This is a genomic window from Streptomyces sp. NPDC049597 (genome assembly GCF_040675505.1).
GTDB lineage: Bacteria > Actinomycetota > Actinomycetes > Streptomycetales > Streptomycetaceae > Streptomyces.
On sequence record NZ_JBFAOY010000019.1, the window covers coordinates 62,484 to 87,350 of the forward strand.

The window sequence follows — 24,867 nt, forward strand, 5'->3', positions numbered from 1 at the left end:
GCGCGGGGGAGCGGGTGCCCGCGGCGTGCGACGCCGGCGGTCCGGGCCCGGGCCCGCTCAGTGCGCGGCGGCGCGGGCAGCCGGAGAGGAGCCGAGGTAGGCGACCGCCTGCCGGGTCGAACCCTCCTGCGAGGGGTGGTAGCGGGGACTGAGGTAGCGGGAGGCGGAGCGGGTCAGCCTGCCGAGCCGCGGCAGCAGTCCGTGCCGGGCTGCCTCCCGGTAGGCGCGCCAGGTGGGCCGGGCGCCCGGCGGGAGAGTCGGATCGGCGGCGATCAGGAACCGAGCCCCGCGGATCCACAGGTGGAGGAGTACCGGACCGCCGACGGCCATGGTGCGGATGCGCCGCAGGTATCCGGGGTCCAGATGGCGCAGCAGGTCGTAGGCCACGCTGCGGTGCTCGACCTCCTCGGCCCCGTGCCAGCGGAGCAGATCGAGCATCGTCGGATCGGCGCCGGCCCGGTCCAGCCCCTCCGCGTTGAGCACCCAGTCGCCGAGGAAGGCGGTGAAGTGCTCGACAGCCGCGATGATCGCGACACGCTCGATCACCTGCTCCCGCCGTCGCACCTCGGATAGGCCCGGACGTGCGCCGAGGACCCGTCCGAAGACGAACGCCACCTGCTCGACGTAGGGCCGGGGGTCGAGGCCCCGGGCCAGGAAGTGGTCGAGGACGCCCTGATGAGCCTCGGCGTGAACGGCCTCCTGTCCGACGAAGCCGAGGACCTCCTCGCGCAGCTTCTCGTCGGTGATCAGGGGCAGCGCCTCCTGGAAGGTGCGCACGAACCAGCGCTCCCCCTCCGGCAGGAGCAGGTGGAGGACGTTGATCACGTGGGTGGCCGTCGGCCGGCCGGGGATCCAGTGCAGGGGCAGGCTCGCCCAGTCGAAGCTGACGTCGCGTGGCTGAAGGACCAGATCGTCGTGCTCTTCCGTGGTGCTCATGCGGGCACACTCCTCCGACGTGTGGAGAGGTTATGGGCAGGACCCGGGAAAGGGGCGGCGTCCCGGCCGCCCCCCTTATTGAGGGTTACTCAACAGTAGGAGTTATTGACTTCTTGTCAATAGGATGGGGGCATGACTCGGCACCGCTCTTCCGCGCGCGCGTCCCGGATGCCTCCGACCGACCGGCGGACCCAGATCCTGGCCGCGGCCCGCCGCGTCCTCGAGGCCCGCACCATCGACGACATCTCCGTCGAGGCCGTCGCCGCCGAGGCCGGCGTCTCGCCGGGGCTGCTGTTCCACTACTTCGGATCGCAGCGCACCTTCCGGCAGGCGATCCTGCAGGCCGCCGCCGACGAGCTGCTGACACACGTCCGGCCCGATCCGGCCCTGAGTCCCGTCGAGCAACTGCGCTCCGGCATGGAGACCTTCGTCGACTACGTGGCCCGGCACCCGACCGTCTACCAGGCCGTCACCCGGCTGAACGCGGGCAGCGGGACGCGTGCCCTCCATCGCTCGGCCCGGTCCACGCTCGCGGGATGGATCTCGCAGGCCCTGCGGGCGGCGGGCGTGCCGGACACCCCCGCCGTCGCGCTGGCCGTGGCGGGGTGGCTCGCGTACATGGAGGAGGTCGTCCTGGCGTGGCTGGAGGAGCCGTCGACGGACCGGACGGCCCTCATCGGACTGTGTGAGCGCAGCTTCTACGCGCTGGTCGGGGCGGCGGTCGACGACGACGCCCGGTGGGAGCGCGTCCTCGCCGGGACCGGTGTGCGGCCGTCCCCGTGACGGACCCTCCCCCCACGCGCCACCGCCCCGCCGGCCTGTGGCCGACGAGGCGGTGGGTGTTCGGGTCGGTGCTGCGTACCAGGTGGTGCTGCCTACGGCGTTGCGGCCGGGACGGGTCACCAATAGTGGCGACGGCCGCCGACTGCGTGACCGACCGCGCCGAGCAGCCAGAGGATCGCTCCGACCGCGATCAGAATGATGCCGATCGTCCACAGAATGCCCAGATTTGCCACAGCGCCGACGATCAGAAGTATCAGCCCGAGGATGATCATTTCTTTCCCTCCGTTGTCGGAGCGGCCCTATGCCGTACGGCTTTCCACTCTCCGCAGGCGCAAACGGGCGACTCTGTGAGTCGCTCCTCAGGACTGCGACGCGGGGCCGGAATCCGGGGCCGGCAGGAGGGTGCGGAAGTGGGCGACGCATGCCTGGAGGGCGAGTTCGAACGCGGCGTCCGCGCGCCGGGGCGACAGCGCGGTCGCGAGCCGGGGTGTGGCCGCCTCGTCGGCGAGCTCCCACATCGCCTGGGGCGCCGCCGTGTCGAGGGCCGAGCCCAGGACGAGGTTCTCCAGGGCGATGATCACGTTCATCACCTCGTCGAGCGGGAACCCCGCGCCCAGCAGCAGGCCGACGGCCCGCTCGTACTGCTCGAGGACCTTCGGGGCGCGGACGGGCGAGGTCATCAGCAGCGGGATCACCCGGGGATGGGCGGCGAAGGCCGCGCGGTAGGAGCGGGCCCACATCGCCATGGCGGTGTCCCAGGGGCGCAGATCGAGCGTCTCGGAGTCGATCGCCGCGCACACCCGCTCCCGCATCAGCTCGACGATCCCGCTCGTCCCCGCAGTCTTCCTCCTCGGTGTCGGGCTCGCCCTGTGGCTGCGTCGCAGCCGGCCCGAGGTGTACGCCGGATTCGCCACCGAACCGAACGAGTAAGGAACTACAGCCCGTGCCCACCGCAGACATCGTTCTCACCGCAGCAGGCGTCCGCACCCTCGACCCCGGCCGTCCGCACGCCACCGCCGTGGCCGTCAAGGACGGCGCGATCTCCGCCGTCGGGGACGAGCACGACATGCGCCCGTGGCGCGGACCGGGCACGGTGAGCATCGACCTGCCCGGTGCCACCGTCGTCCCCGGCCTCACCGACAGCCACAGCCACCCTGTGTGGGGACTGGAGATGGCCACCGGCACCGGCCTGTCCGCCGTACGCGGCCTCGACCAGCTGCGCACCGCCCTGCGCACGGCGGTTCCCACCGACGGATGGATCACCGCGTACGGTCTCGACCACAATGTCTTCGGCGGCAAGCCCGTCGACCGCGACCTGATCGAGGACGCCATCGGCGGCGCACCGGCCTTCATCCGTCTCTACGACGGCCACTCCGCCCTCGTCAGCGGCGCCGCACTGCGCGCCGCCGGTATCGAGGGCCCCCGGTCCTTCGAGCAGCGGGCCACCGTGGTGTGCGACAGCACGGGCCGTCCCACCGGACACCTGATCGAGCACGCCGCCATGGACCTGGTGCGCGTACTGGCGCCCAAGCCGTCGGTCGCCGAGCGACGGTCCCGGCTCGTCGAACTGCTCTCCGCGATGGCGGCGACCGGGCTGACCGGCGGGCATGTCATGGACCTCGGCGACGGCGACGTCCCCCCACTTCTCACCGCCGTCGAGGAGGAGGGCGACCTGCCGCTGCGCCTGCGCCTCGCCCCCTGGTGCATGCCCGGGGCGAGCGCCGCGGACCTGGACGAGCTGATCGCCCTGCAGTCCCGCGCGGGACGCCACTGGCGCGTCGACGGGGTCAAGTTCTTCATGGACGGCACGGTCGAGGGCGGCACCGCGGGGCTGGAGCACGCCGACTGCCACGGCCAGGGAACGGACGCCTTCTGGCCCGATCCGCAGGCGTACACAGCGGCCGTCCACTGACTGCACGCCGCCGGTGTGCGCACCGCCACCCACGCCATCGGCGACGCCGCCGTGCGGCACGTGCTGGACACCGTGGAAGCGCTCGGCGCCGACGCACGCCTCAGGCTTCGCATCGAGCACATCGAGACCGTTCCCGAGGAGCAGATCCCCCGTTTCGCACAGATGGGCGTCATCGCCTCCATGCAGCCCCCGCACACCGCGTACACCCGTGCCGACCGCACCGACGAGTGGTCCCGGCGACTCGGCGACGAACGGTCCGGCCGGGCCTGGCGCTGCCGGGACCTGCGGGACGCCGGTGCCTGGCTCGCGCTCGGCTCGGACTGGCCCATCGCCCACTACGACGCCCGCGAGGTGCTGGCGTCCTCCCGCGCCCCGAAGGGCGCGGCGTCCTCCCGCGCCGGACTCACCGGTCTGATGGCCCTGGAGGGCTGCACCACTCACGCGGCAGTGGCCGGCGGTGAACAGGACGTGTCCGGCCGGATCACCCCGGGCCGCCGGGCGGATCTCACCGCCTTCGGCCTCGATCCCGCGGACGCACCCGCGGACGAGGTCGCCGAGGCGCCGGTCCTGCTGACGATGTCGGGGGGCCGCATCACCCACCGGGCGCAACAGCGCGACGGGGCCCGGCGAACACGCCGGGCCCGCACGGCCCTCAGGTGCCGATCTCGCCGGCCCATGTGAAGTCCGGGAGCACCTTGGGCAGGTACCGGGACTCGACGCACAACTCGCCGCCCGGCGGGGGGACTTAGGGTGACACGATCGCCGTGGAACGGTCCGCCGCCCACTCCGCTGATACGATCCCCGGGCGTGCGAGAGCCACGACTGCCGCTGTGGCGAGGGAGGTTGATGAATATGGCCTGCGAGGCCCGTCATCGGCATGCCCTTGTCCGGGCCGCCCGCGCAGTGTGAGCGGCCCGGTCGTCAACACGACCAGGAGAGTCGCGTGTCTTCTTCCTCATCGGCCGGTACGGATCTGACCACCGACCGCCTCGTCCTGCGGACCTGGTCCGCGGGTGAACTCACCGCCGTCCTCGGTGACAGTCGCCTCGCCCACTGGGCGGAGGACTTCCCCGCCGACGGCGACCGCGTGATCGCGGGTGTCATCACCGGCGACCCCGACGCCCTGCGCGCGTACGGGCACCGGTTGGTCGTCGAGCGGAACACCGGGCTGGTGGTCGGCTCCATCGGCCTGTTCTGGCCGCCCACGGACGGGGCCGTCGAGATCGGGTACGGCATCGTGCCGTCCCGGCGGGGCCGGGGTTACGCCTCCGAAGCGACCCGCGCCCTCGCGGAGTTCGCCCTGACGGCACCGGGCGTCCACACCGTGCACGCCCGGGTGGAGCTCTCGAACCCGGCCTCGGTCCGTGTGCTGGAGAAGGCCGGGCTGCGGCGCTGGAGCAGCGACGCGGACACGGCCCGGTTCCGCATGACGGCATCGGACCCCACCCTGCGGTGAACCGCCCCGGGCCGGCGGCGGACGCATCCGCCGCCGGCCCCGGTGCCGCGGCGCGTCACCGCCTGCGGGAGCGTCCACCGGCAGGTCCTGCACCTCCAGCAGATCCCGAACGGCGTCCCGCTCCTCGGGCACGGGTGATCGGCGGATCGGCGCCGTCGCAGGCGTACCGTGCGCGCCCACGACGCAAAGGCCTCCGGCCAGACGACGGGGCCGACAACTCGTCTGCCGCGCCGGGCAATTGTTCGACCACCTGTCGATTGTGGCGTGGGTCACTCGGGAGGAAGCTCTCACGCCATGGCAGACAACCGCACCCCTGAGGTGCAACGGCTCAAGGCGAACTCGGTCGGTCTCGTCGGCGTCGTCTTCATGGCGGTCGCCACGGCCGCACCCATCACGGCGATGACCGGCAACCTCCCCATCGCCGTCGGATTCGGCAACGGCACCGGCGCGCCCGCCGGTTATCTCTTCGCGACACTCGTCCTGACCGTCTTCTCCGTGGGCTATGTCGCCATGGCGAAGCGGATCACCGCGGCCGGCGCCTTCTACGGCTACATCTCCCACGGCCTGGGCCGGATCGCGGGCATGGCGTCGGGCATGCTCGCCGTCCTCGCGTACATCGTCTTCGAGGCCTCGATCGTCGGCGTCTTCGCCTACTTCGCGCGGACGACCGTCGCCGACCAACTCGGCGTGGACCTCCCGTGGATCGTCTACGCGGCGGCGATGCTCGCGGTGACCGCCGTCCTCGCGTACTTCGACATCAACCTCACCGCGAAGGCGCTCGGCGTGATGCTCGTCGCCGAGATCGCGGTCCTCTTCGCCGTCGCCACCGCGGTGCTCCTCGCAGGCGGCGGCCCGGACGGCATCCCGCTCGAACCCGTCAACCCGAAGAACGCCTTCACCGGCGCCTCGGCCGGTCTCGGCCTCTTCTTCGCCTTCTGGTCGTGGGTCGGCTTCGAGTCCACCGCCATGTACGGCGAGGAGTCCCGCGACCCCAAGCGCGTCATTCCCCGCGCCACCCTCGTGTCCGTCATCGGCGTCGGGCTCTTCTACATCTACGTCTCGTGGATGACGATCGCCGGGAACGGCCTGAGCGGCGCCGTCAAGGTCTCCTCATCCACCAGCCCGCTCGACCTCTTCTTCGACCCCACCACCGCCTTCATCGGCGCCTGGGCCGTCGACGCCTTCCAATGGCTGCTGCTCACCGGCTCGTTCGCCTGCGGCATGGCCTTCCACCAGTGCGCCTCGCGCTACCTGTACGCGATCGGCCGCGAGGGCTTCCTGCATCCGGCCCTCGGCCGTACGCACCGCTCGCACGGCTCCCCGTACATCGCCTCCTACGTCCAGAGCACCATCGCCGTCGTGCTCGTCGGCGCCTTCTGGCTCACCGGCCAGGACCCGTACATCCACCTCTACACGCTGCTCGCCATCCTCGGCACGATGGCGATCCTGATCGTCCAGACGCTGTGCTCCTTCGCCGTCGTCGGCTACTTCCGCCGCAACCACCGCGAGGACCGGCACTGGTTCAGGACCCTCACCGCACCGCTGCTCGGCGGTGTGGGCATGATCGCCGTCGTCGTGCTGCTGGTGCTGAACATGGAGACCGCGGCGGGGCTCGCCGCCGACTCGGTCTTCTTCGCGGCGATCCCCTGGATCGTCGGCGCCGTCTTCTTCGGCGGGCTCGGACTCGGCCTCTACCTGAAGGCCAGGCGGCCCGACCGGTACGAGATCATCGGCCGGATCGTCCTGGAGGACGCGACCGAACGCACCGAGGACGACGAGCGGCCCATGCCCGACCCCACCGCCGTCACCCAGAGCTGACCCCCTCTTCCTCCCAGGAGCGCCCCATGGCACGCACCACCCCGATGCACCTCCTGAAGCAGCTGGCCGCCGAGCACGCCGACGCCCGACGGCTGAACCTTCCCGTCGCCGAGCTGCGCGGCATGCGCGGCGACGCGCTCGGCCGCCGGAGCCTGCTCAAGTACGCCGCCGCGGCCGGCCTCGCCGTCGGCGCCGGCACGGCGGTCACCACCCCCGCCCGCGCGGTCACGCCCGGCCTCAAGGCGAAGGGCACGGCCCGGATCGCGGTCGTCGGCGCCGGGATCTCGGGCCTGACCGCCTCCCTCACCCTCCAGGACGCCGGTCTGTCCCCGACGCTGTACGAGGCGAACCCTGCCCGCGTCGGCGGCCGGATGTGGACCCAGCGCGACCACTGGGCGTACGGGCAGACCTCCGAGATCGGCGGAGAGCTGATCGACACCGGCCACAAGAAGATGCTGGAACTCTGCCGCCGCTTCGACCTCCCCGTGGAGGACTTCCTCGGCGGCGGGCCCACCGGCGCGGAGGAAGTGCTCTGGTTCGACGGCGCCTACTACCCGCGCCGGCAGGCCGACGAGGACTTCAAGGCCGTCTACCAGTCGCTGCACCGGGACCTGTCCGAGGCGGGCGAGGTCATGTGGAACCGGACCACGCCCACCGGCACCGCCCTCGACAACATGTCGATATACGAGTGGATCGAGACCAGGGTGCCCGGCGGGCACACCTCGCCGCTGGGCCGGTTCATCGACGTCGCCTACAACGTCGAGTACGGCGCCGACACCACCCAGCAGTCCTCGCTCGCCCTCGTCCTGCTGATGGGCTACCAGACCAATCCCGGCGAGTTCAACATCTGGGGCCTGTCCAACGAGCGCTACCACATCACCGGCGGCAACGACCGACTGCCGCACGCCATCGCCGGGACGCTCGCCCCGGGCACCCTGCGCATGGGCTGGTCCCTGACCGCGGTACGCGCCAACGCCGACGGCACCCAGACGCTCACCTTCACCGAGGCGGGCGCCACGCGCACCGTCACCGCCGACCACACGATCCTGTGTGTGCCACTGCCGGTCCTGAAGCAGCTCGACCTCAGCCGGGCGGGCTTCGACCCGCTGATGACGAACCTGCTGCGGGACGCGAGGATGGGCTACTGCACCAAGCTGAACATGCAGTTCGCCACCCGCCCCTGGCGCGGCACCGGGCCCTGGCCGGGCGTCTCTGCCGGAGACTGCTTCACCGACACCGAGGTCCAGCAGACGTGGGACACCACGAAGATCCAGGGCGGCACCGGCGGCATCCTCATCCAGTACGGCGGTGGCAGCCTCGCCAAGGCGCTCACGCCGGCCGGTCCGTTCTCCACCGAGTCCGACCCCTACGTACGGGACCTCGTCACCCGGTACCTCAAGGGCGTCGACGCCTTCTTCCCCGGCACCTCCAGGGCCTACACGGGGCGCGCCCAGCTCTCCGCCTGGCACCGCAACCCGTACTCCCTCGGCGCCTACTCCTGCTGGCCGGTGGGCTACCTGCACCGGTACGCGGGCTACGAGGGGACGGCGCAGGGCAACGTCCACATCGGCGGCGAGCACTGCAGTTACGACTTCCAGGGCTTCATGGAAGGCGGCGCGACGGAGGGCGAGCGCGCCGCGCTGGAGGTCGTCGAGGCCCTGCGGTAGGGCCTGCCCGGCTCGAATACGGAGGCTGACCCGGGGCGGGCCGTCGTAGGGTGACGGGCGTGACGACACAGGACGACACGCACCGGGAAACGGTGCTCTACGGGTGCATGGGGCTCGGCGGGAGCTGGGACACCGAGCCCTACGGCGCGCAGGAGATCGCCCAGGCCGAGGCGGTGGTCGAGGCGGCGCTGGAGTGCGGCATCACCACCTTCGACCACGCCGACATCTACCGGCACGGCAAGGCCGAGGCGGTCTTCGGCGAGGTGCTCGCGAGGACACCCGGGCTGCGCGAGCGCATCGTCGTGCAGACCAAGTGCGGCATCCGGCTCGCGGACGGCGACCGGCCCGGCGTCTACGACCTGCGGGGCCGGACCGTCCGGCGCCGGGTCGAGGAGAGCCTGACGCGGCTGCGGACCGACGTCGTCGACGTCCTGCTGCTGCACCGCCCCGACCCGCTGGCGGACCCGGACGACCTCGCCGAGGCGCTGACCGCACTGCACCGGGAGGGTCTGGTGCGCCGTTTCGGTGTGTCGAACATGGGGGCGGCCCAGATCGCGCAGCTGCAGGCGAGGCTCGATGTCCCGCTGGTCGCCAATCAGTTGGAGATGAGTCTGCACCGCCGCGACTGGCTCGAAGCCGGCGTCCTGGTGAACACCCCGGCAGCCGCGGCCAACGGTTTCCCGCTCGGGACCGTCGAGTTCTGCCGTGACAACGGGCTGCGGCTCCAGGCGTGGGGCGCCCTCGCGCAGGGGCGCTACACGGGCCTGCAGGAGACGGCCGACGAGGCGGCGACCGCGCAGCTGGTCGCCGCCATGGCGAAGGCGAAGGGCACGACACCGGAGACCATCCTGCTGTGGTGGCTGCGGCGTCACCCCGCTCGGATCGCCCCGGTCGTCGGAAGCGCGCGCCCCGAGCGGATCCGCGCCTGCCGCGACGCGGTGCGGCAGGACCCGGAGCTGAGCCACGAGGAGTGGTACGAGCTCTGGCTCACCGCGCGCGGCGAGCCGCTGCCCTGACCGGACACCGCCGCGCGGGCGGGGCGGCGCCGGGACGCCCCGGCACGGCCCCGCCCGCGCGTCGCGTACGGCTCAGCGGTCCTCGCGCAGCAGATCGGCGCACTTCTCGCCGATCATCATCGTGGTGATGCAGGGATTGACCGTGACGAGGTCGGGCATGACCGACCCGTCCGCCACCCGCAGCCCCTCCACGCCCTTCACGCGCAGCCGGGCGTCCAGGGGCGCCGCCGGGTCGTCGTCCGCGCCCATCTTCACCGTGCAGGCCGGGTGGTACACGGTGTTGTGCGTCTTGTGGATGTAGTCGAGCAGTTCGTCGTCCGTGCGGACATCGGGCCCCGGCGCGAGTTCCGCCCCGGCCCAGCCGGCGAGAGCGGGCTGCGCGGCGATGCGGCGTGCGAGCCTCAGGCCGTGGGTCATCACCCGCACGTCGTGTTTGTGGGTGAAGTACCGCGGGTCGACCATCGGCTTGTCGCGGTAGTCCCGCGTCCGCAGCCGCACCGTGCCGCGCGACTTCGCGCGCGTCACGTTGGGCGTGAGGCAGAAGGCGTTCTCGGACGTCGGATAGCCGTGGCGGGCGGTGTTCATGTCGAAGGGAACCGAGCCGTAGTGGAACATCAGGTCCGGCCGGTCCAGGCCCGGCTCGGTGTCGTAGAAGATACCCGCCTCCCACCACTGGCTGGAGGTCGTGGTCATCGGCTGCTTGGCCTCCCACATGATCACGCCCTCGGGGTGGTCCTGGAGGTTCTCGCCGACCCCCGCCGAGTCGACGAGCACGTCCACGCCCACGTCCCGCAGATGCGCCGCCGGGCCGATCCCGGAGAGCATCAGCAGCTTCGGGGTGTCGATCGAGCCGCAGGAGACGACCACCTCACGCCGGGCGCGGACCGTGCGGGTGTGGACCAGGTCGGGGTCAAGGTACTCGGCGCCGGTACAGCGGCGGCCGTCGAACACCAGCTTCTTGGCGCGGACTCCGGTGCGTACCTCCAGGTTCGGCCGCTTGCCCATCACCGGGTGGAGATAGGCGACCGAGGACGACTGGCGGATGTTGTTCTCGTCGGAGTTGATCTGGAACCAGTTGGCGCCCCGCACCACCGTCGTCCCGGTGTTGAACGCCGTCGTCGGTATGCCCTCCTGCGCGCACGCCTCCAGCACCGCCGCCCCGCAAGGGTCGCCGCCCTTGAGCGTGCGCAGCTTCACCGGGCCGGTGCGGCCGTGGTGGTCGCCCGGCGCGTCGTTGCTCTCCAGCCGGCGGTACAGCGGGAAGAGGTCCGCCGCGCTCCAGCCCGTGCACCCGGCCGCGGCCCAGTCGTCCAGGTCCTCCGCCGGCGCCCAGAACGCGATGCACGAGTTGTGCGACGAGCAGCCGCCGAGCACCTTGGCGCGGGCGTGCCGCATGAAGCTGTTGCCGCTCGCCTGCGGCTCGACCGGGTAGTCCCAGTCGTAGCCGGACTCCAGCAGGCCCATCCAGCGTTCCAGTCTCAGGACGTTGTCGTCCCCGACGTCGCTCGGTCCCGCCTCGAGGACGCACACCGTGACGGACGGGTCCTCGCTGAGCCGCGCGGCGACGACGTTCCCCGCGGTTCCGCCGCCGACGACGACGTAGTCGAACACTTCGGTCATGAGGTGGTGACCTCCTTCAGTGGGGCGGGCTCCGGCGTTGCGACGGCCGCGTGTTCGGCGAGCACGCCCGTACGGTGCCGCTGGACGAACCAGTAGTAGGCGAAGCCGCCCGCCGCGATGGCGCCGACGAACAGGACCGCGCCCCAGCGCAGGTACCAGTGGTAGGGGGCGGTGGCGTTGTAGACGGCGGACCGCGGCCAGATGAGGTTGACGGTCATCGCCCCGCCCCACAGGACGGCGAGGATGTTGACGGGCAGGCCCCACCGGCCCAGCGAGAACCTGCCCTCGGCCGGCTGCCACTTGCCGCGCAGCCGCGCCACCAGCATCGGTCCGGTGACCAGCAGGTACGCCACGTAGATCATGATGATGCCGATGCTGGTGACCACGGTGAAGATCTGCGGCTGGCGGATGTTGACCACGAGGATCGCCAGCGCCAGCACCCCGATGATCACGGTCGGCAGGACCGGGGTGCTGAACCGCGGGCTGACCTTCGCCAGCCGGGAGGAAGCCGGCAGGTTGTTGTCGCGGGCCATGGCGAACGCGAGCCGGACCGCCGCCGTGTGCACCGCGAGCGCGCACACCGTCACCGCGATCAGCACGCACCACAGCATCGCCTTGCCGGCCGTCGGCCCGAGCACGTCCAGCACGACGTACTGCAGCCCGTCCGTCGACAGCTTCTCACCGCGCAGACTCGACACGCTCATCAGCGCCAGCAGCAGGATGAGTCCACCGAGCACGAACGAGGCGACGATGGCCCGGATGATGGCACGCGGCGCGTTGCGCGACGGGTCCAGCGACTCCTCGCCGAGAGAGGCGGCCGTGTCGAAGCCGTACATGACGTAGGCGGAGGCGAGCGAGGCGATCAGGAACGCGCCGAGGTAGCCGAAGGACTGGCCGGAGCCGGTGCCCGCCGTGTCCGTGACCACCTGCGGACCGCGCACGACGTTCACGGCGAGCAGCACGATCAGCACGACGGTGGCGATCAGTTCGATGAAGACACCGGCGGTGTTGATCCTCGCCATCAGCTTCACACCGAAGGCGTTGACGACCGTGGTGAACAGGATCAGCCCGGCGGCCAGCAGGACCGCGTTCGTGGCCACGTCGTACGTTCCGGTGCCGTCCCCGACGAACTGGAAGAACGACGAGATCTGCGGCAGCGTCAGCTGGTAGGCGAGGGCGACGGCCGCGATGGAGACGACGGAGGCGAGGAGCATCATCCAGCCGGCGAGCCAGCCGATGTGCGGATTGCCCACCTTCTTCGACCAGTTGTAGATGCACCCGGCGACCGGGTAGCGGGCGGCCAGCTCGGCGAAGCACAGCGCCACCATGAACTGGCCGGCGAAGACCATCGGCCACGACCACCAGTAGGCGGCGCCGCCGCTGGCGTAGCCGAAGTAGAACAGCTGGAAGGTACCGGTGAGGATGGAGATGTACGAGATGCCGGCGGCGAAGGTGTGGAAGTTGCCGAGGGTGCGCTTGAGTTCGGGGCGGTAGCCGAATTCGGCCAGTTCCGCGTCGTCACCGGCCGGGACAGGGCCGGGTGGGGCAGAGGTCATGAGCAACTCCTGGGCGAGTGGAGGGGAGCGTCAGGCGAACCAGCCCTGCGGCTCGGGTGCTGTGTTGCGCCAGATGTGCTTCGCCTCGCGGTACTCGGCGAAGCCGGCCGGACCGAGCTCACGCCCGGTGCCGGACTGCTTGAACCCGCCCCACTCGGCCTGCGGCAGATAGGGGTGGTAGTCGTTGATCCATACGGTGCCGAGCCGCAGCCGGGACGCGATCCGCTGTGCCCTGCCCTCGTCACCGGTCCACACGGCGCCCGCGAGGCCGTAGATCGTGTCGTTGGCGAGCCGCACGGCCTCGTCCTCGTCCCCGTCGGGGAACCGCTCCACCGTCAGGACCGGTCCGAAGGACTCCTCCCGCACGACCGACATGCCGGCGTGGCACGCGTCGAGAACGGTCGGCAGATAGTAGAAACCGCCGTCGTAGGCGGGGCCCTCCGGCCGGGCGCCTCCGCAGCGCAGCACCGCGCCCTCCGCGAGACCGGCCGCGACATACGCCTCGACCTTGTCGCGATGGGCGGCCGAGATCAGCGGACCGGTCTGCGCCTGCTCGTCGAAGGGCCCGCCGAGGCGGATCAGCCGCGCCCTGCGCACCACCTCGTCGACGAACCGGTCGTGCAGCGAGTCCTCCACCAGCAGCCGCGCCCCGGCCGAACACACCTGTCCGGAGTGCAGGAACACCGCGGTCAGGGCCATGTCCACGGCCGTGTCGAAGTCGGCGTCCGCGAACACGATGTTGGGGTTCTTGCCGCCCAGTTCGAGCGCGACCTTCTTCACCGTGCCGGCCGCGGCCGCCATCAGCCGGCGGCCCGTCTGCACGCCACCGGTGAAGGACAGCAGGTCCACGTCGGGGTGGTCGGCGAGCGGCGCGCCCGCCTCCGGACCGGCGCCCGGCACCAGGTTGGCCACGCCGTCCGGCAGCCCCGCCTCCGCGAGGAGCCGCACCAGACGGATCGCGGTGTGCGGTGTGAGCTCGCTCGGCTTGAGGACGAAGGTGTTGCCGGCGGCGAGTGCGGGGGCGACCTTCCACGCCGTCTGGAGCAGCGGGTAGTTCCACGGTGTGATCAGCCCGCACACACCGACCGGTTCGTACACGATCCGGCTGTCGGCCCCGGCCGTGCCGGTGTCGATCACCCGGCCGGTCTCGGTGGCGGCGAGCCGCCCGAAGTACCGGAAGCACGCGACGATGTCGTCGATGTCGTACGCGCTCTCCACCAGGCGCTTGCCGGTGTCGAGTGACTCGGCGCGGGCCAGCGCGTCCTTGTCGCGGGCCAGCAGATCGGCCACCCGCAGCAGCAGGTCACCGCGCTCGGCCGCCGGCGTGTGCGGCCACGGACCCTCGTCGAACGCCCGGCGGGCCGCCGCGATCGCGTCCACCGTGTCCTTGCCGCCCGCCTCGTCGACCTCGCCGACGAGGGAGCCGTCGGCGGGACAGCGGATCTCCCGGGTGCGCCCGTCGCGGGCGGCGGTCCATACGCCGTCGATGAAGAGATCAGGCACCGGTACCTCCCAGGTGCTCGGTCAGCCAGGAGTGGAAGACGCCGATGTGGTGCTCGGTGGGCACCAGGACTCCGCCGTCCCGGTAGGCGCGGGACGACATCGCCGGCTGGGTGCGCTCGCACGCCTCGAAGTCCTGGGCGTTGACCCGGTGGAACAGCTCCACGGACTTCGACACGTCCGCCCGGGACTCCACGACGTCGGGCGCGTACAGCCAGTCGCACTCGACGACCGTTCGGTCCTCGGCGAGCGGGAACATCCGGTGAAGGATCACGTGGTCGGGCACGAGGTTGATGAACACCGTGGGCTTGACGGTGATCGCGTAGTAGCGGCGGTCCTGGTCGTCCGCCACCTCGGGCAGCCTGGCGAAGCCCTCGCTGCCGTCGACGGTGAAGCCCTTGATCCCGTCACCGAACTCGGCGCCGTGGCCCACGTAGTACTGCGCCGCGTACCCGTCGGCGAACTCCGGGAGCACCTCGGTGAGTTCGGGGTGGATCGTCGCGCAGTGATAGCACTCCATGAAGTTCTCGACGATCAGTTTCCAGTTGGCCTTCACGTCGTAGGTGATGCGCCGGCCCAGTGCCAGGTCCTCGGTCCGGTAGCGCTCGATGGACGCGGCGTCGCCGAGGCGCTCCACGGCCGCGCCGATGACGGTCTCCTCGAAGGACGGCGGCTCGTCGGCCAGGCACACCCAGGCATAGCCCAGCCATTCCCGCAGCGCCACGGTCACCAGGCCGTACTCGGCGCGGTCGACGTCGGGCATCCTCGCCAGGTTCGGTGCGGCGATCAGCTTGCCGTCGAGGTCGTAGGTCCAGGCGTGGTACGGGCACTGGAGCGAGCGCTTGACCTGGCCGGACTCCTCCGTGCAGAGGCGGGCGCCGCGGTGACGGCAGATGTTGAGGAAGGCGCGCAGCTCGCCCTTGCGGTTGCGGCTGACGACGACGTTCTCGCGGCCCACCTGGACGGTGCGGAAGGCGCCGGGCCTGTCGAGGTCGGCGCTGCGTACGGCGCAGAACCACATCGATTCGAACAGCCGCTCCTGCTCCCGCCGGAAGATCTCCGGGTCGGTGTAGAAGTGGCCGGGCAGGGTGGCGATCAGGCTCGGGGAGACGGAGGACTCGGGGGAGACGGGGGCAGTCGTCACGACGGGCTCCTCAGGCGGGTGCTGCGGACACCGGTGAGGGTCGTCTTGACGGCTACGCCGGCACGGACCTCATGTGGCACGGACGAGACTCCTCGGTTGTTGCGCAATACACGATGCGTTGCGCATGGAGGACATCGTGGGGAGCGGGGAAGGTGCCGTCAAGGGTCGTGAGTTAACGACTGGCAAAACCGGTGGGTCGCTGAGGCGCCCGGTACACGACGAAGTGGGGCCGGGTGGCGCAGGCCCGCGTCGCGCCGGCAGTGGCATGGTGGGCCGGTGCCGGAAGCCGTGCTCCGCGCGCCGGGGCGGCTCGTTCGCCGCCCCGACCGTGCGCGCCGCGATCCCCGGCAGCCACTCCTGCTTCAGCCCGCAGGACGGAAGCCGGCAGGACGGACCGACACGCTGAACGCGCCGATGACCTTGCCGTCGTGCGCGTTGTGGGCCCGCCGCTCGGTGAACCGTGTCAGCGCCCGCGCCGGCAGGCGCTCCCGCCCCCCGCCGTCCCTCTGAAGCGGCCCCCGCAGGCACCCGTCCGCGAGACACCACACGCGCGCCTGCGGATACGCGCGGGGATGACGGGGTAGAACGGTGCCGGGCGCTGAGGCACGGCGCCAGGAGCCGCTCGTGACGCGGGCTGTTCCTCAGATGGACAGAAGGACGGGTATGGCCAGCGGTACGGTGAAGTGGTTCAACGCGGAAAAGGGCTTCGGCTTCATCTCACAGGACGGCGGAGGCCCCGATGTCTTCGCCCACTACTCGAACATCTCGGGAACCGGCTACCGGGAACTCCATGAGGGCGAAGTCGTGACCTTCGACGTCACGCAGGGACAGAAGGGCCCGCAGGCGGAGAACATCGTCCGCAACTGATCCGCCTCGACGGCACGTGCGCCGGACCGCCGCCTTCTCGGTGGCGGTCCGGCGCGCGTTCCGGGCGGGACGCGGCGGCACCGCAGTCCACCCGCGGAACGAGCTCTCCCGGGTCTGGCTGCGCCGGCTTCCACTTCGACCGGGTTCGGGCCCGCGGCCTTCACCCGCGTGAGCACCCTTGTCGCGCCTCCGGCGCTGGCCCATACTCGCACTCGGTGATTGACAGGGGCACATCAGGCTGGGTCTGAACCCCCGCCGGTGTCCCTCCTGGCTGCACCTCACGGGTCCGCCACCCATCGGGCCCCTGAACTCCACAGGAGGAGATCGAGTGAGGAACAAGCGCACCAACCCCGGTACTTCGAGACGCGTCCGCCTGCTCGCCGTCGCCGCCGGCATCGTGGCCGTCACCTCGGTCGGCCTGCCCAACGCGGGCGCGGCGCCCCAGGAGACCTACAGCGCCACCCAGCTGTCCCGGGTGAGCGACGCCGTGCTGAAGGCAGGCGTCGGCGGCACCGCGTGGCATGTCGACGAGGCGTCCGGCCGGGTCGTCGTGACCGCTGACAGCACGGTTTCCCGAGCCGGGATCGCCAAGTTGAAGAAGGCGGCGGGCGCCGACGCGGGCGCCCTCAGCATCCAGCGCGACAGCGGGGTCTTCACACCGCTCGGCTCGGCCGGCGACGCCATCTACGGCAGCGGCTACCGCTGCTCGCTCGGATTCAACGTCGTCAGCGGCAACACCTACTACTTCCTGACCGCGGGGCACTGCGGGGACGTGTCCAGGAACTGGTACGCCAACTCCGCGCAGACCACGCTCATCGGCCCGACGGTCGGGTCCAGCTTCCCGGGCAACGACTACGCCCTGGTCCGCTACGACAACGCCTCGCTCAGCCACCCCGGCGGCTTCTCCGCGGCCAACGCGTACGTCGGCGAGCCCGTCAAGCGCACCGGATCCACCACCGGCACGCACAGCGGCACCGTCACCGCGCTCAACGTCACGGTCCACTACAGCGGTGGCGGCACGGTCAGGGGCATGATCCAGACCAACGTCTGCGCCGAACCGGGCGACTCCGGCGGCCCGCTCTACGACGGCACCAAGGCACTCGGCATCACCTCGGGCGGCAGCGGCAACTGCCGCACCGGCGGCACCACCTTCTACCAGCCGGTCCCCGAAGCGCTCGACAAGTACGGGGTGAGCGTCTACTGAACGACCGGCGGCCGGACCGGGCTGCGGGCCCGGTCCGGCCGCCGTGCGCGGCGACTGCCTAGAAGGTCAGGTTCCAGGCGTTGATCCTGCCCGTGTCCTGCGTGGCCGCGTCACGCACCCGCAGCTTCCACGTACCGTTCGCGGCCTCGCTCGAGGCGTTGACGCTGTACGTCTTGACCACGTCGTCCGTGCCGTCGTTGTTCGCGAAGTCCTCCAGCAGATACACCGTGCCGTCCGGGGCGACGAGCGAGACGACGAGGTCGCCGCGGTAGGTGTGCTGGATGTCCACGCCCACCTTGAGGGTGGCGGGCGCGTTGCCGGTGACACCGGAGACGGTGATCGGACTCTCGACCGTGGCGTTGTCGGCGATCGCGAAGTCGGCCGTGTTCTCGAAGAACGCCCCGGTCGGCGGCGTGCTGCCGCCGACGGCCTTCAGCGCGTCGACCTGACCCTCGCCGAAGAACCCGTTGTCGGCCGTCGTGCCCGTGCACCGGCTGTCGGACGGGCAGGCGGTGTCGGTGGCCTGCGAGTCCAGCCGGGCCCGGATGTCCGCGGGCGTGTAGGCGGGGTTGACGCTCGCGAGCAGCGCGGCGACGCCCGCCACGTGCGGGGAGGCCATCGACGTGCCGTTCTTGTTGCCGTACTTGCCGCCCGGCAGCGTCGAGTAGACCCCGGAGGCTCCGTCGCCGCCGGGGGCGGCGACATCGATGACGCCGTTGCCGAAGTTGGAGTACGACGCCTTGACGTTGCCCTTGCCCATGGCCGCGACGGTGACGACACCCGGCAGTTCGGTCGGGATGTCGATGCAGTCGTTCGTGATCGTGCGGGTGACCGGCGTCGAGTCGTTGGGGCTCTCGCTGTCGGTCGTCTTGTTCGCCAGGTCGTAGTTCGAGTTGCCCGCGGCCGCGACCTGGAGGGAGCCCTTGCTCTCGGCGTACGCCTGTGCGCGCCGCACACCCTCGATGATGGCGGCCTGGTCGGCGTCGTCCGGGCAGTTGAACTGCCACGGGTCGGTGTAGAAGCTGTTGTTGGTGACCTTGAAGCCGTGGTCACCGGCCCAGACGAAGCCGCAGATCGTGTTCTCGGCGAAGAACAGGCCGCTCGGCTGTTCCGCGATGCGGACCGACGAGATCTTCACGCCGGGCGCGACGCCGATGACGCCCTTGCCGTTCTTCGCGGCCGCGATCGTTCCCGCGACATGCGTGCCGTGGGTGTCGATGTCCCGCCACGCACCCGCCCGGGTGTCCGCCTTGCCGTAGGCGCAGGAGACGGAGTCTGCCGCGTTGAAGTTGGGCGCGATGTCCTGGTGCTGGTCGTCCACGCCGGTGTCGAGGACACCGACCTTGACCGAGGCCGAGCCGGTGGTCACCGCCCACGCCTGGTCGGCCTTGATCTGCGTCATGTCCCAGCGGTTGGACTCCGTCAGCGTCGTCGGCGACTGCGCCGGATTCGCGGGCAGTCTGGGGTTGTACGCGTCGGCCGGCACGTCCGACGTGCGCGTCGCGCCGACCTGCTGGACGCCGCTCACGGCGCGCATCGCCGGGGCGAAGGAGGCAGACGCCGAGTGCGCCACGATCACGCCGATCGCGTCGTAGGACGCGAAGACCGTGCCGCCGTTGGCCGTCACCGCGCTGCGCGCGGCCGTGGTGTCACCGGGCGCGGTGATCACCAGGTAGGCGCGGGTGCCCGCGGCCCAGGCGGCCGTCTGGGCCGGAGCCGCCTCGGGCGCCGCCGGTGCGGCGTGGGCCGGCTGGAGAGGTCCCGCGAGCGCCACGGCCGTTCCGACGGCGGCAGCGGCGGCCATGGCCGAGAGTCTCAGCCGGGTGGATATGTGGGAAAACAATGCGTCCTCCGAAGGCCCGGAGGCGCTGGTGGCGCCTGCCCCGGGCCGAGTGTTGTGTGGGGTGGACGCAAGATCTCAGACTCTTGTGGTGGAGGGAAGACTTCCGTTCGACGAACGCGTGTGTGCCTACCCGCCGTTGACCTGTGCCGGGCCCGGCGCGCGTGTGCGGTACGTGCCTCGGCACCGTTCCGTACGCGGGCTTCGCGCCTTGGCGAACGTGAACTCCCGGCCGTGCGGCGCGCGCTGGGCGACCGCACCGGGAGGCGAGTCGTCCGCGCGCGGCAGTGTGTCCGGAGGCGATGACGGGTCGGAACGACCCCGTGGCTCAGCCCGGGGTCTGGCCCCGCTCGAAGTAGGCGGCCAGCTGCGGGTCCACGGGGTCGACCCGGCGCGGTGTGCCGCCGTCCCGGAGCGATGCCGTGGCCTGGAAACCGGCGGCGACGGCCATCCGGGCGGCGACCGGTGAGGTGTCGGTCCGGCCGCCCTCGCGCACGAAGCGGACGAACTCGTCGACGAGCAGCGGGTCCGCGCCGCCGTGCCCGGCGTTGTCCTCGGCGGCGGGGATGTCGTAGGTCTCGTCCGCCTCCGGACGGTGGCCGGAGCGGCGCGTGTTCCACACCTTGACGCAGCCGCCGGGGCCGTCACCGAAGTTCTCCAGCCGGCCGGCGTCCCCGATGACGGTGTAGTTGCGCCAGTAGTCGGGAGTGAAGTGGCACTGCTGGTACGCGGCGAGCACACCGTTGTCCAGGCGCATGTTGAGCAGTGAGACGTCCTCGACGTCGATGACCGGATTGAGGGCGCGCTGGGTGTGCGGCGGCCAGTGACCGTCCTTCGTGTACCAGTCGTCGGCCTTGGGTTCCCCCGGGGCGCGGCGGTGGGGGTTGTTCCCGTAGACCATCAGGTCGCCGAGGGCCTGGACGTCCCTCGCCCAGCCTCCGGCGAGCCAGTGCAGGACGTCGATGTCGTGCGCCGCCTTCTGGAGCAACAGGCCGGTGGTGAACCGGCGTTGGGCGTGCCAGTCCTTGAAGTACCAGTCACCGCCGTAGCCCACGAAGTGGCGGATCCAGACGGTCTTCACGCGACCGATCGCGCCCCGGCCGATCAGGTCGCGCATCAGCCGGACCACGGGCATGTGACGCATGTTGTGGCCGACGTGGAGGCGGGTGCCGGTCGCGTACGCCGTGCGCAGGATCTCGTCGCAGCGCTCCACGGTGATGTCGAGCGGCTTCTCCACGAAGACGGGCTTGCCCGCGCGCAGGGCCTCGCACGCGACGTCTGCGTGCGTGTGGTCGGGGGTGAGGACCAGGACGGCGTCGATGTCGCGGTCGGCGATCACCTTGCGGTGGTCCTCGGTGGTGGCGGCATCGGGGAAGGCCGTGGCCGCCTCCGCACGGGCCCGCGCGTCGGGGTCCGCGATCACGGTGACACGGGAGCCGGCTCCCGGGCGGTGGGCGGTGCGGGCCAGACTGCCGCGCAGGCCGTAGCCGAGAACGCCGATGCGGAGGTCGGTCATGGTCTTCCTTCCGTGGTGCCACTTCACGAGAACTGAGGGTGGTCGAGGGGGAACTCATCGGCTGATGTACCCCGAGCCTGGACCTCCGGATTCGCCTAGCAGACGCGGGTGGGGGTGGGAAGGGCGGCGCTGCGACGGTTCGCTGTCCGGATCAGGGCAGGGTCAGGATGCGGGGGCCTTCTTCGGTGATGGCGACCGTGTGCTCGATGTGAGCGGCCCGGCTGCCGTCGACGGTGTGCAGGGTCCAGCCGTCGGTGCCGGTGCGGTAGTCGTCGCGTCCGCCGGCCATGAGCATCGGTTCGATGGCCAGGGTCAGGCCGTGGCGGAGGGGGAAGCCCCGGCGGGGACGTCCACGGTTGGGGACGTGAGGGTCCTCGTGCATGCGGCGGCCGATGCCGTGGCCGCCGAAGTCGGCGGGCATGCCGCACCGTGCAGAGCGGGCGACGGTGCCGATGGCATGCGAGATGTCGCCGATCCGGTTGCCCGGGTTGGCTGCGGCGATGCCGGCGTCGAGCGCGCGCCGGGTGGCGTTGATCAGCTCCACGTCGGCAGGCCGTGGGGCCCCGACGGTGAAGGTGATGGCGGCGTCGCCGGTCCAGCCGTCGAGCTCCGCTCCGCAGTCGATGCTGACCAGTTCGCCGTCACGCAGGCGGTAGCCGGTGGGGGTGCCGTGAACGATGGCGTCGTTGACCGATGTGCAGATCACCGCAGGGAAGGGGGTCGGGGCGAAGGAGGGCTGGTAGCCGAGGAAGGGCGAGCGTGCCCCGGCCTCGCTCAGAACGGTGCGAGCCGCTTCGTCCAGTTCCCGCAGGGACACCCCGATGTCCGCGGCTTCCTGGACGGCGGCGAGGGCGTGGGCGACGACGCGCCCGGCTTCCCGCATCGCGTCCAGCGCCGCGTCGGTCTTGATCTCCACCATGTCCTGCCACTCCCTGTCTCACGCGCCGCAATCCAATTCTTATACCGGTATTAGTATCACGGGCATGGTGAGAACTCCTTTGACCCCGTGGGAACGGCTGCGCGGAGAGCGGTTCGGCGCGCTGCTGCGTCAGGCGCGAGGCGACCGCAGCATGGTGGAGGTCGCCGCGGCGGCGGGGGTGTCGGCGGAGACGCTGCGCAAGATCGAGACCGGCCGGGCGCCGACTCCGGCGTTCTTCACCGTGGCGGCCCTGGCCGCGGCACTGGAGGTGTCCTTGGACGAGCTGGCTGCTGCCTGCGTCCAGGACGGCGACCTCGGTGATGGGGCCCTTACCGCGTGAACCGGCGGGTCCGGTTTGGACCGGCACGCTCCGTCCAAGCGGGCCGCATAGCGTGCGGCCCGAGGGCTACCCGTACCGAAAGGACAGCTGGAGGGAGACGGTGACGGTGATCTCCAATGCGGTTACTGTTCCTGCCGACGGTTCGGCGATCGCCGGTGACCTGGTGATTCCTCCGCAGGCGCGGGGCATCGTGCTCTTCGCCCACGGCAGCGGGAGCTCCCGGCACAGCCCGCGCAACAGAGCGGTGGCGGCGGCCCTGCGGAACGCCGGGCTGGGGACCCTGCTGATGGACCTGCTCACCGAGGAGGAGGAGCGGGTGGACGCGGTGACCGCCGAGCACCGCTTCGACATCGGCCTGCTGGCCCGCCGTCTGGTCGCCGCGGTCGACTGGCTGGCGACGCACCCCGACGCCGCCGACCTGCCCGTGGGCCTTTTCGGTGCGAGCACGGGTGCGGCGGCGGCCCTCGTCGCGGCGGCGGAGCGGCCGGGCCGCGTGCAGTCGGTGGTCTCCCGTGGCGGCCGCCCCGACCTTGCGGACGACGCGCTGGGCCGGGTGCAGGCGCCGGTGCTGTTGATCGTCGGCGGTGACGACAGGGAGGTGCTGCGGATGAACCGGGACGCGGCCGGGCAACTGCGCACGCCGCACCGGCTCCATGTGGTGGCGGGCGCCACGCACCTCTTCGAGGAGCCCGGCGCGCTGGAGGAGGTCGCCGAGGTCTCGTGCGACTGGTTCCTCAGACCGGGCGGCTACGGATCGGAGGACGCGTGGCAGTGACACCGGGGGCGACGCCCGGTGCCCGTGCTGATGGGGGACTCAGGCCATCCACTGCGACTCGTCGCGCGCGTACGTCCGTCGTGCGTCGCCAGGTCTGACAAGGGTGCGCGCCCATGGGGCGGCCGTGGTCCGAGGAGCTTCCCTGCGGGGTGCGTCTCGGGCGGGCCCGCTCGTCCGTCAGGAGCTGGTGCGGCGCTGCTCGTCGCTGTCCCGGCGGAGCCGGTCGGCCTGACGCGTGATGCCGTCGATCCGGGCGGCCAGATCGCGGTGGCCCTGGCCCAGATGGGGGCGGGTCTCGGCCAGGGGGCCCACCAGGTTGGCGGCGTCGTTGTCCGCGAGCGCGCGGGCGAGCAGGGCGACCGGCGTGCGTGCCTTGCCGGGAAGGTCGGTGAGGGCGGTGATCTGCCCCGCGAGCTGGCGCAGGTCCGCCGCGTTGTCCCGGGCCCAGGCGGTCACCGAGCGGTTCGCGGCGCGGCGGTCGCGGGTGGCCTTCACGCGCTGCTCGCCGGTGGTGCCGTCGGCGCCGGGCCGCAGACGCAGATAGCGCCGCTCCGCCGCCTGGCGGCTCGTGACGCCCAGGGGCTGGGCGAGGTCGGCCCAGCTGGCGCCCGCGTCCCTGGCCGCCTCGATGAGCGACGGCTCCCAGCCCGCGAGGCGGCTGCGCACCTCGCGCAGGAGCAGGAGCGCGGCGAGGGCCTGCTCCGCGCTCGTCGCGTCGGCGCCGCCGCCGGCGCCGTCCGATGAGTCGTGTGCCGCGCGGACGGCCTGGTCGATGACGCCGAGCGCGGAGGCCGCGGCGAGAAAGGAAGCGGGGGCGGGCCTGCTCGGCCGGTCGGCTTCGGACACAGTGCTCTCCTCCGGATGTGTCACCGTTTCGATGACTTCTCACTTGTCATCCTTTGGATGACATGTTACAACGGGAGACAGGTGAAGCGCATTGGCACATTGCCTGGTTCGACTGGAGGTGTTTCACGATGTTGATGCGCACTGACCCCTTCCGTGAGCTGGACCGGCTCACCCAGCAGCTTCTGGGGACGTCCGGCACCTGGTCCAGGCCGTCGGCCATGCCGATGGACGCCTACCGGGAGGGCGACGAGTACGTCATCGCCTTCGACCTGCCCGGTGTCTCGTCCGAGGCGATCGACATCGACGTCGAGCGGCACATGCTGACGGTCAAGGCGGAGCGGCGGCCGGTCCACAAGGCGGACGACGTGCAGATGGAGCTGTCGGAGCGCCCACTGGGCGTCTTCTCCCGGCAGGTCATGCTCGCCGACACCCTGGACACCGAGAACATCAAGGCCGACTACGACGCCGGCGTGCTGACCCTGCGCATCCCGATCGCCGAGCGGGCCAAGCCCCGCAAGATCGCTATCGGCAGCGCGGACACCGCGCGCAAGCAGATCGCCGAGTGAGTCGCCTCCTCGGCAGAGCGGCGGAGGACGGGGCGTGTGATCTCCCCCTCGCGGGCCCCGCCTCCGCGCCGCGCCGTGCCGTGCCGGAAAGGGGACAGCGGTGGTGCACATGCGATGGGAAGCGTTCCTGGAAGCGGTCCAGGACCGCGGTGAGTACCCCACCAGGTCCGAGGCGGAACGGGCGGCCCGTGTGGTCCTCGCGCTGCTGGGCGCGCACCTGGTGGGCGAGGAGAGGAACGAACTGGCCGCCCGCCTCCCGGAGACGTACGCCCTGATCCTCCTCAATCCGCTGCGTGCCGCCGAACCGCTGGGCCCCGACCGGTTCGTGCGGGCCACGGCGGCGTGGATCGACGGCGCCACCGAGGAGACGGCCACGTGGGACACGAGCGCTGTCCTCAGCGTGGTGGCCGACGCCGCCGGTGACGAGCTCATGCGCCGGGTGCTGCTCCAACTCCCGCCGGGCTACGACCTGCTCTTCGGCCGGCCCCAGGCCACCTGAGCGTCCGCCAACGCCCGCGGGGGGCCGGCGCGGCGACCGGTGACGCCGGACGGCCAGTCGGCCGGAGGACGGAGGCTGATCCGCGGA

General features: G+C 71.4%; 21 protein-coding genes and 2 pseudogenes. 12 read left to right on the top strand and 11 right to left on the bottom strand.

What is annotated here, in order from left to right; translation table 11 throughout:
• Window positions 1-57: 57 nt before the first annotated feature.
• The gene (locus tag AB0K02_RS21655; protein WP_365994118.1) at window positions 58-936 is read right to left on the bottom strand and encodes a metal-dependent hydrolase; all 879 of its coding nucleotides are present in this window, start codon (window positions 934-936) and stop codon (window positions 58-60) included.
• 132 nt (window positions 937-1,068) lie between these two features.
• Here AB0K02_RS21655 and AB0K02_RS21660 point away from each other — a divergent pair, with 132 nt between their 5' ends.
• Window positions 1,069-1,719, top strand: a complete 651-nt coding sequence (locus AB0K02_RS21660) for a TetR/AcrR family transcriptional regulator (RefSeq protein WP_365994119.1) — start codon at window positions 1,069-1,071, stop codon at window positions 1,717-1,719.
• Between the two features lie 116 nt (window positions 1,720-1,835).
• On the opposite strand, the gene AB0K02_RS21665 is transcribed toward AB0K02_RS21660, so the two are convergent.
• Both AB0K02_RS21665 and AB0K02_RS21670 read right to left on the bottom strand, forming a co-directional pair.
• Entirely contained in the window at window positions 1,836-1,991 is a 156-nt protein-coding gene (locus AB0K02_RS21665) for a DUF6131 family protein (protein WP_365994120.1), read from the bottom strand.
• Between the two features lie 87 nt (window positions 1,992-2,078).
• Window positions 2,079-2,546, bottom strand: a pseudogene (locus AB0K02_RS21670) (TetR/AcrR family transcriptional regulator C-terminal domain-containing protein); the annotation flags it as partial.
• Between the two features lie 116 nt (window positions 2,547-2,662).
• Here AB0K02_RS21670 and AB0K02_RS21675 point away from each other — a divergent pair.
• From AB0K02_RS21675 to AB0K02_RS21695, 5 genes and pseudogenes are all read left to right on the top strand, one after another.
• Window positions 2,663-4,237, top strand: a pseudogene (locus AB0K02_RS21675) (amidohydrolase); the annotation flags it as partial.
• Window positions 4,238-4,574: 337 nt separating this feature from the next.
• Entirely contained in the window at window positions 4,575-5,087 is a 513-nt protein-coding gene (locus AB0K02_RS21680; protein ID WP_365994121.1) for a GNAT family N-acetyltransferase, read from the top strand.
• A 294-nt stretch (window positions 5,088-5,381) separates the two neighbouring features.
• On the top strand, window positions 5,382-6,905 hold the full coding sequence (locus tag AB0K02_RS21685) for an APC family permease (protein WP_365994122.1): 1,524 nt from the start codon (window positions 5,382-5,384) through the stop codon (window positions 6,903-6,905).
• A gap of 26 nt (window positions 6,906-6,931) precedes the next feature.
• Complete coding sequence (locus AB0K02_RS21690) at window positions 6,932-8,572, top strand: NAD(P)/FAD-dependent oxidoreductase (RefSeq protein WP_365994123.1); 1,641 nt, start codon at window positions 6,932-6,934, stop codon at window positions 8,570-8,572.
• A 59-nt stretch (window positions 8,573-8,631) separates the two neighbouring features.
• Complete coding sequence (locus tag AB0K02_RS21695; RefSeq protein WP_365994124.1) at window positions 8,632-9,588, top strand: aldo/keto reductase; 957 nt, start codon at window positions 8,632-8,634, stop codon at window positions 9,586-9,588.
• A gap of 72 nt (window positions 9,589-9,660) precedes the next feature.
• Here AB0K02_RS21695 and AB0K02_RS21700 read toward each other — a convergent pair whose 3' ends face one another.
• From AB0K02_RS21700 to AB0K02_RS21715, 4 genes are read right to left on the bottom strand one after another with little or no spacing between them, the layout of a single operon-like run.
• Window positions 9,661-11,208 (bottom strand): GMC oxidoreductase, encoded by a 1,548-nt coding sequence (locus tag AB0K02_RS21700; RefSeq protein ID WP_365994125.1) that lies wholly within the window; start codon window positions 11,206-11,208, stop codon window positions 9,661-9,663.
• Window positions 11,205-12,764: an amino acid permease gene (locus AB0K02_RS21705; protein ID WP_365994126.1), complete on the bottom strand. Its 1,560-nt coding sequence runs from the start codon at window positions 12,762-12,764 to the stop codon at window positions 11,205-11,207. Before AB0K02_RS21705 ends, AB0K02_RS21700 begins: the two co-directional genes overlap by 4 nt.
• Before the next feature lie 30 nt (window positions 12,765-12,794).
• Window positions 12,795-14,267, bottom strand: a complete 1,473-nt coding sequence (locus tag AB0K02_RS21710; protein ID WP_365994127.1) for an aldehyde dehydrogenase family protein — start codon at window positions 14,265-14,267, stop codon at window positions 12,795-12,797.
• A complete protein-coding gene (locus AB0K02_RS21715) occupies window positions 14,260-15,408 on the bottom strand; it encodes an aromatic ring-hydroxylating dioxygenase subunit alpha (RefSeq protein WP_365994128.1) in 1,149 nt (382 codons plus the stop codon). Before AB0K02_RS21715 ends, AB0K02_RS21710 begins: the two co-directional genes overlap by 8 nt.
• A 663-nt stretch (window positions 15,409-16,071) precedes the next feature.
• Here AB0K02_RS21715 and AB0K02_RS21720 point away from each other — a divergent pair.
• Both AB0K02_RS21720 and AB0K02_RS21725 read left to right on the top strand, forming a co-directional pair.
• Window positions 16,072-16,275, top strand: coding sequence for a cold-shock protein (locus AB0K02_RS21720; RefSeq protein ID WP_307711819.1), 204 nt, complete (start codon window positions 16,072-16,074; stop codon window positions 16,273-16,275).
• 328 nt (window positions 16,276-16,603) lie between these two features.
• A complete protein-coding gene (locus AB0K02_RS21725) occupies window positions 16,604-17,479 on the top strand; it encodes a S1 family peptidase (protein WP_365994130.1) in 876 nt (291 codons plus the stop codon).
• A 58-nt stretch (window positions 17,480-17,537) separates the two neighbouring features.
• Here the strand turns inward: AB0K02_RS21725 and AB0K02_RS21730 are convergent, their stop codons facing one another.
• The 3 genes from AB0K02_RS21730 to map form a co-directional block, all read right to left on the bottom strand.
• Window positions 17,538-19,283: a S8 family serine peptidase gene (locus AB0K02_RS21730; RefSeq protein ID WP_365994131.1), complete on the bottom strand. Its 1,746-nt coding sequence runs from the start codon at window positions 19,281-19,283 to the stop codon at window positions 17,538-17,540.
• A 364-nt stretch (window positions 19,284-19,647) separates the two neighbouring features.
• Window positions 19,648-20,835, bottom strand: a complete 1,188-nt coding sequence (locus AB0K02_RS21735; protein WP_365994132.1) for a Gfo/Idh/MocA family oxidoreductase — start codon at window positions 20,833-20,835, stop codon at window positions 19,648-19,650.
• Window positions 20,836-20,986: 151 nt separating this feature from the next.
• Window positions 20,987-21,754 (bottom strand): type I methionyl aminopeptidase, encoded by a 768-nt coding sequence (map, locus tag AB0K02_RS21740; protein ID WP_365994133.1) that lies wholly within the window; start codon window positions 21,752-21,754, stop codon window positions 20,987-20,989.
• Between the two features lie 64 nt (window positions 21,755-21,818).
• Here map and AB0K02_RS21745 point away from each other — a divergent pair, with 64 nt between their 5' ends.
• Complete coding sequence (locus tag AB0K02_RS21745) at window positions 21,819-22,094, top strand: helix-turn-helix transcriptional regulator (RefSeq protein ID WP_365994134.1); 276 nt, start codon at window positions 21,819-21,821, stop codon at window positions 22,092-22,094.
• Between the two features lie 106 nt (window positions 22,095-22,200).
• Entirely contained in the window at window positions 22,201-22,869 is a 669-nt protein-coding gene (locus AB0K02_RS21750) for a dienelactone hydrolase family protein (protein WP_365994135.1), read from the top strand.
• A 177-nt stretch (window positions 22,870-23,046) separates the two neighbouring features.
• On the opposite strand, the gene AB0K02_RS21755 is transcribed toward AB0K02_RS21750, so the two are convergent.
• Window positions 23,047-23,715 (bottom strand): type III effector protein, encoded by a 669-nt coding sequence (locus AB0K02_RS21755; protein ID WP_365994136.1) that lies wholly within the window; start codon window positions 23,713-23,715, stop codon window positions 23,047-23,049.
• A 128-nt stretch (window positions 23,716-23,843) separates the two neighbouring features.
• Here AB0K02_RS21755 and AB0K02_RS21760 point away from each other — a divergent pair, with 128 nt between their 5' ends.
• Window positions 23,844-24,281: an Hsp20/alpha crystallin family protein gene (locus tag AB0K02_RS21760; protein ID WP_365994137.1), complete on the top strand. Its 438-nt coding sequence runs from the start codon at window positions 23,844-23,846 to the stop codon at window positions 24,279-24,281.
• Window positions 24,282-24,390: 109 nt separating this feature from the next.
• Window positions 24,391-24,780, top strand: a complete 390-nt coding sequence (locus tag AB0K02_RS21765; RefSeq protein WP_365994138.1) for a DUF2267 domain-containing protein — start codon at window positions 24,391-24,393, stop codon at window positions 24,778-24,780.
• Window positions 24,781-24,867: the final 87 nt, after the last annotated feature.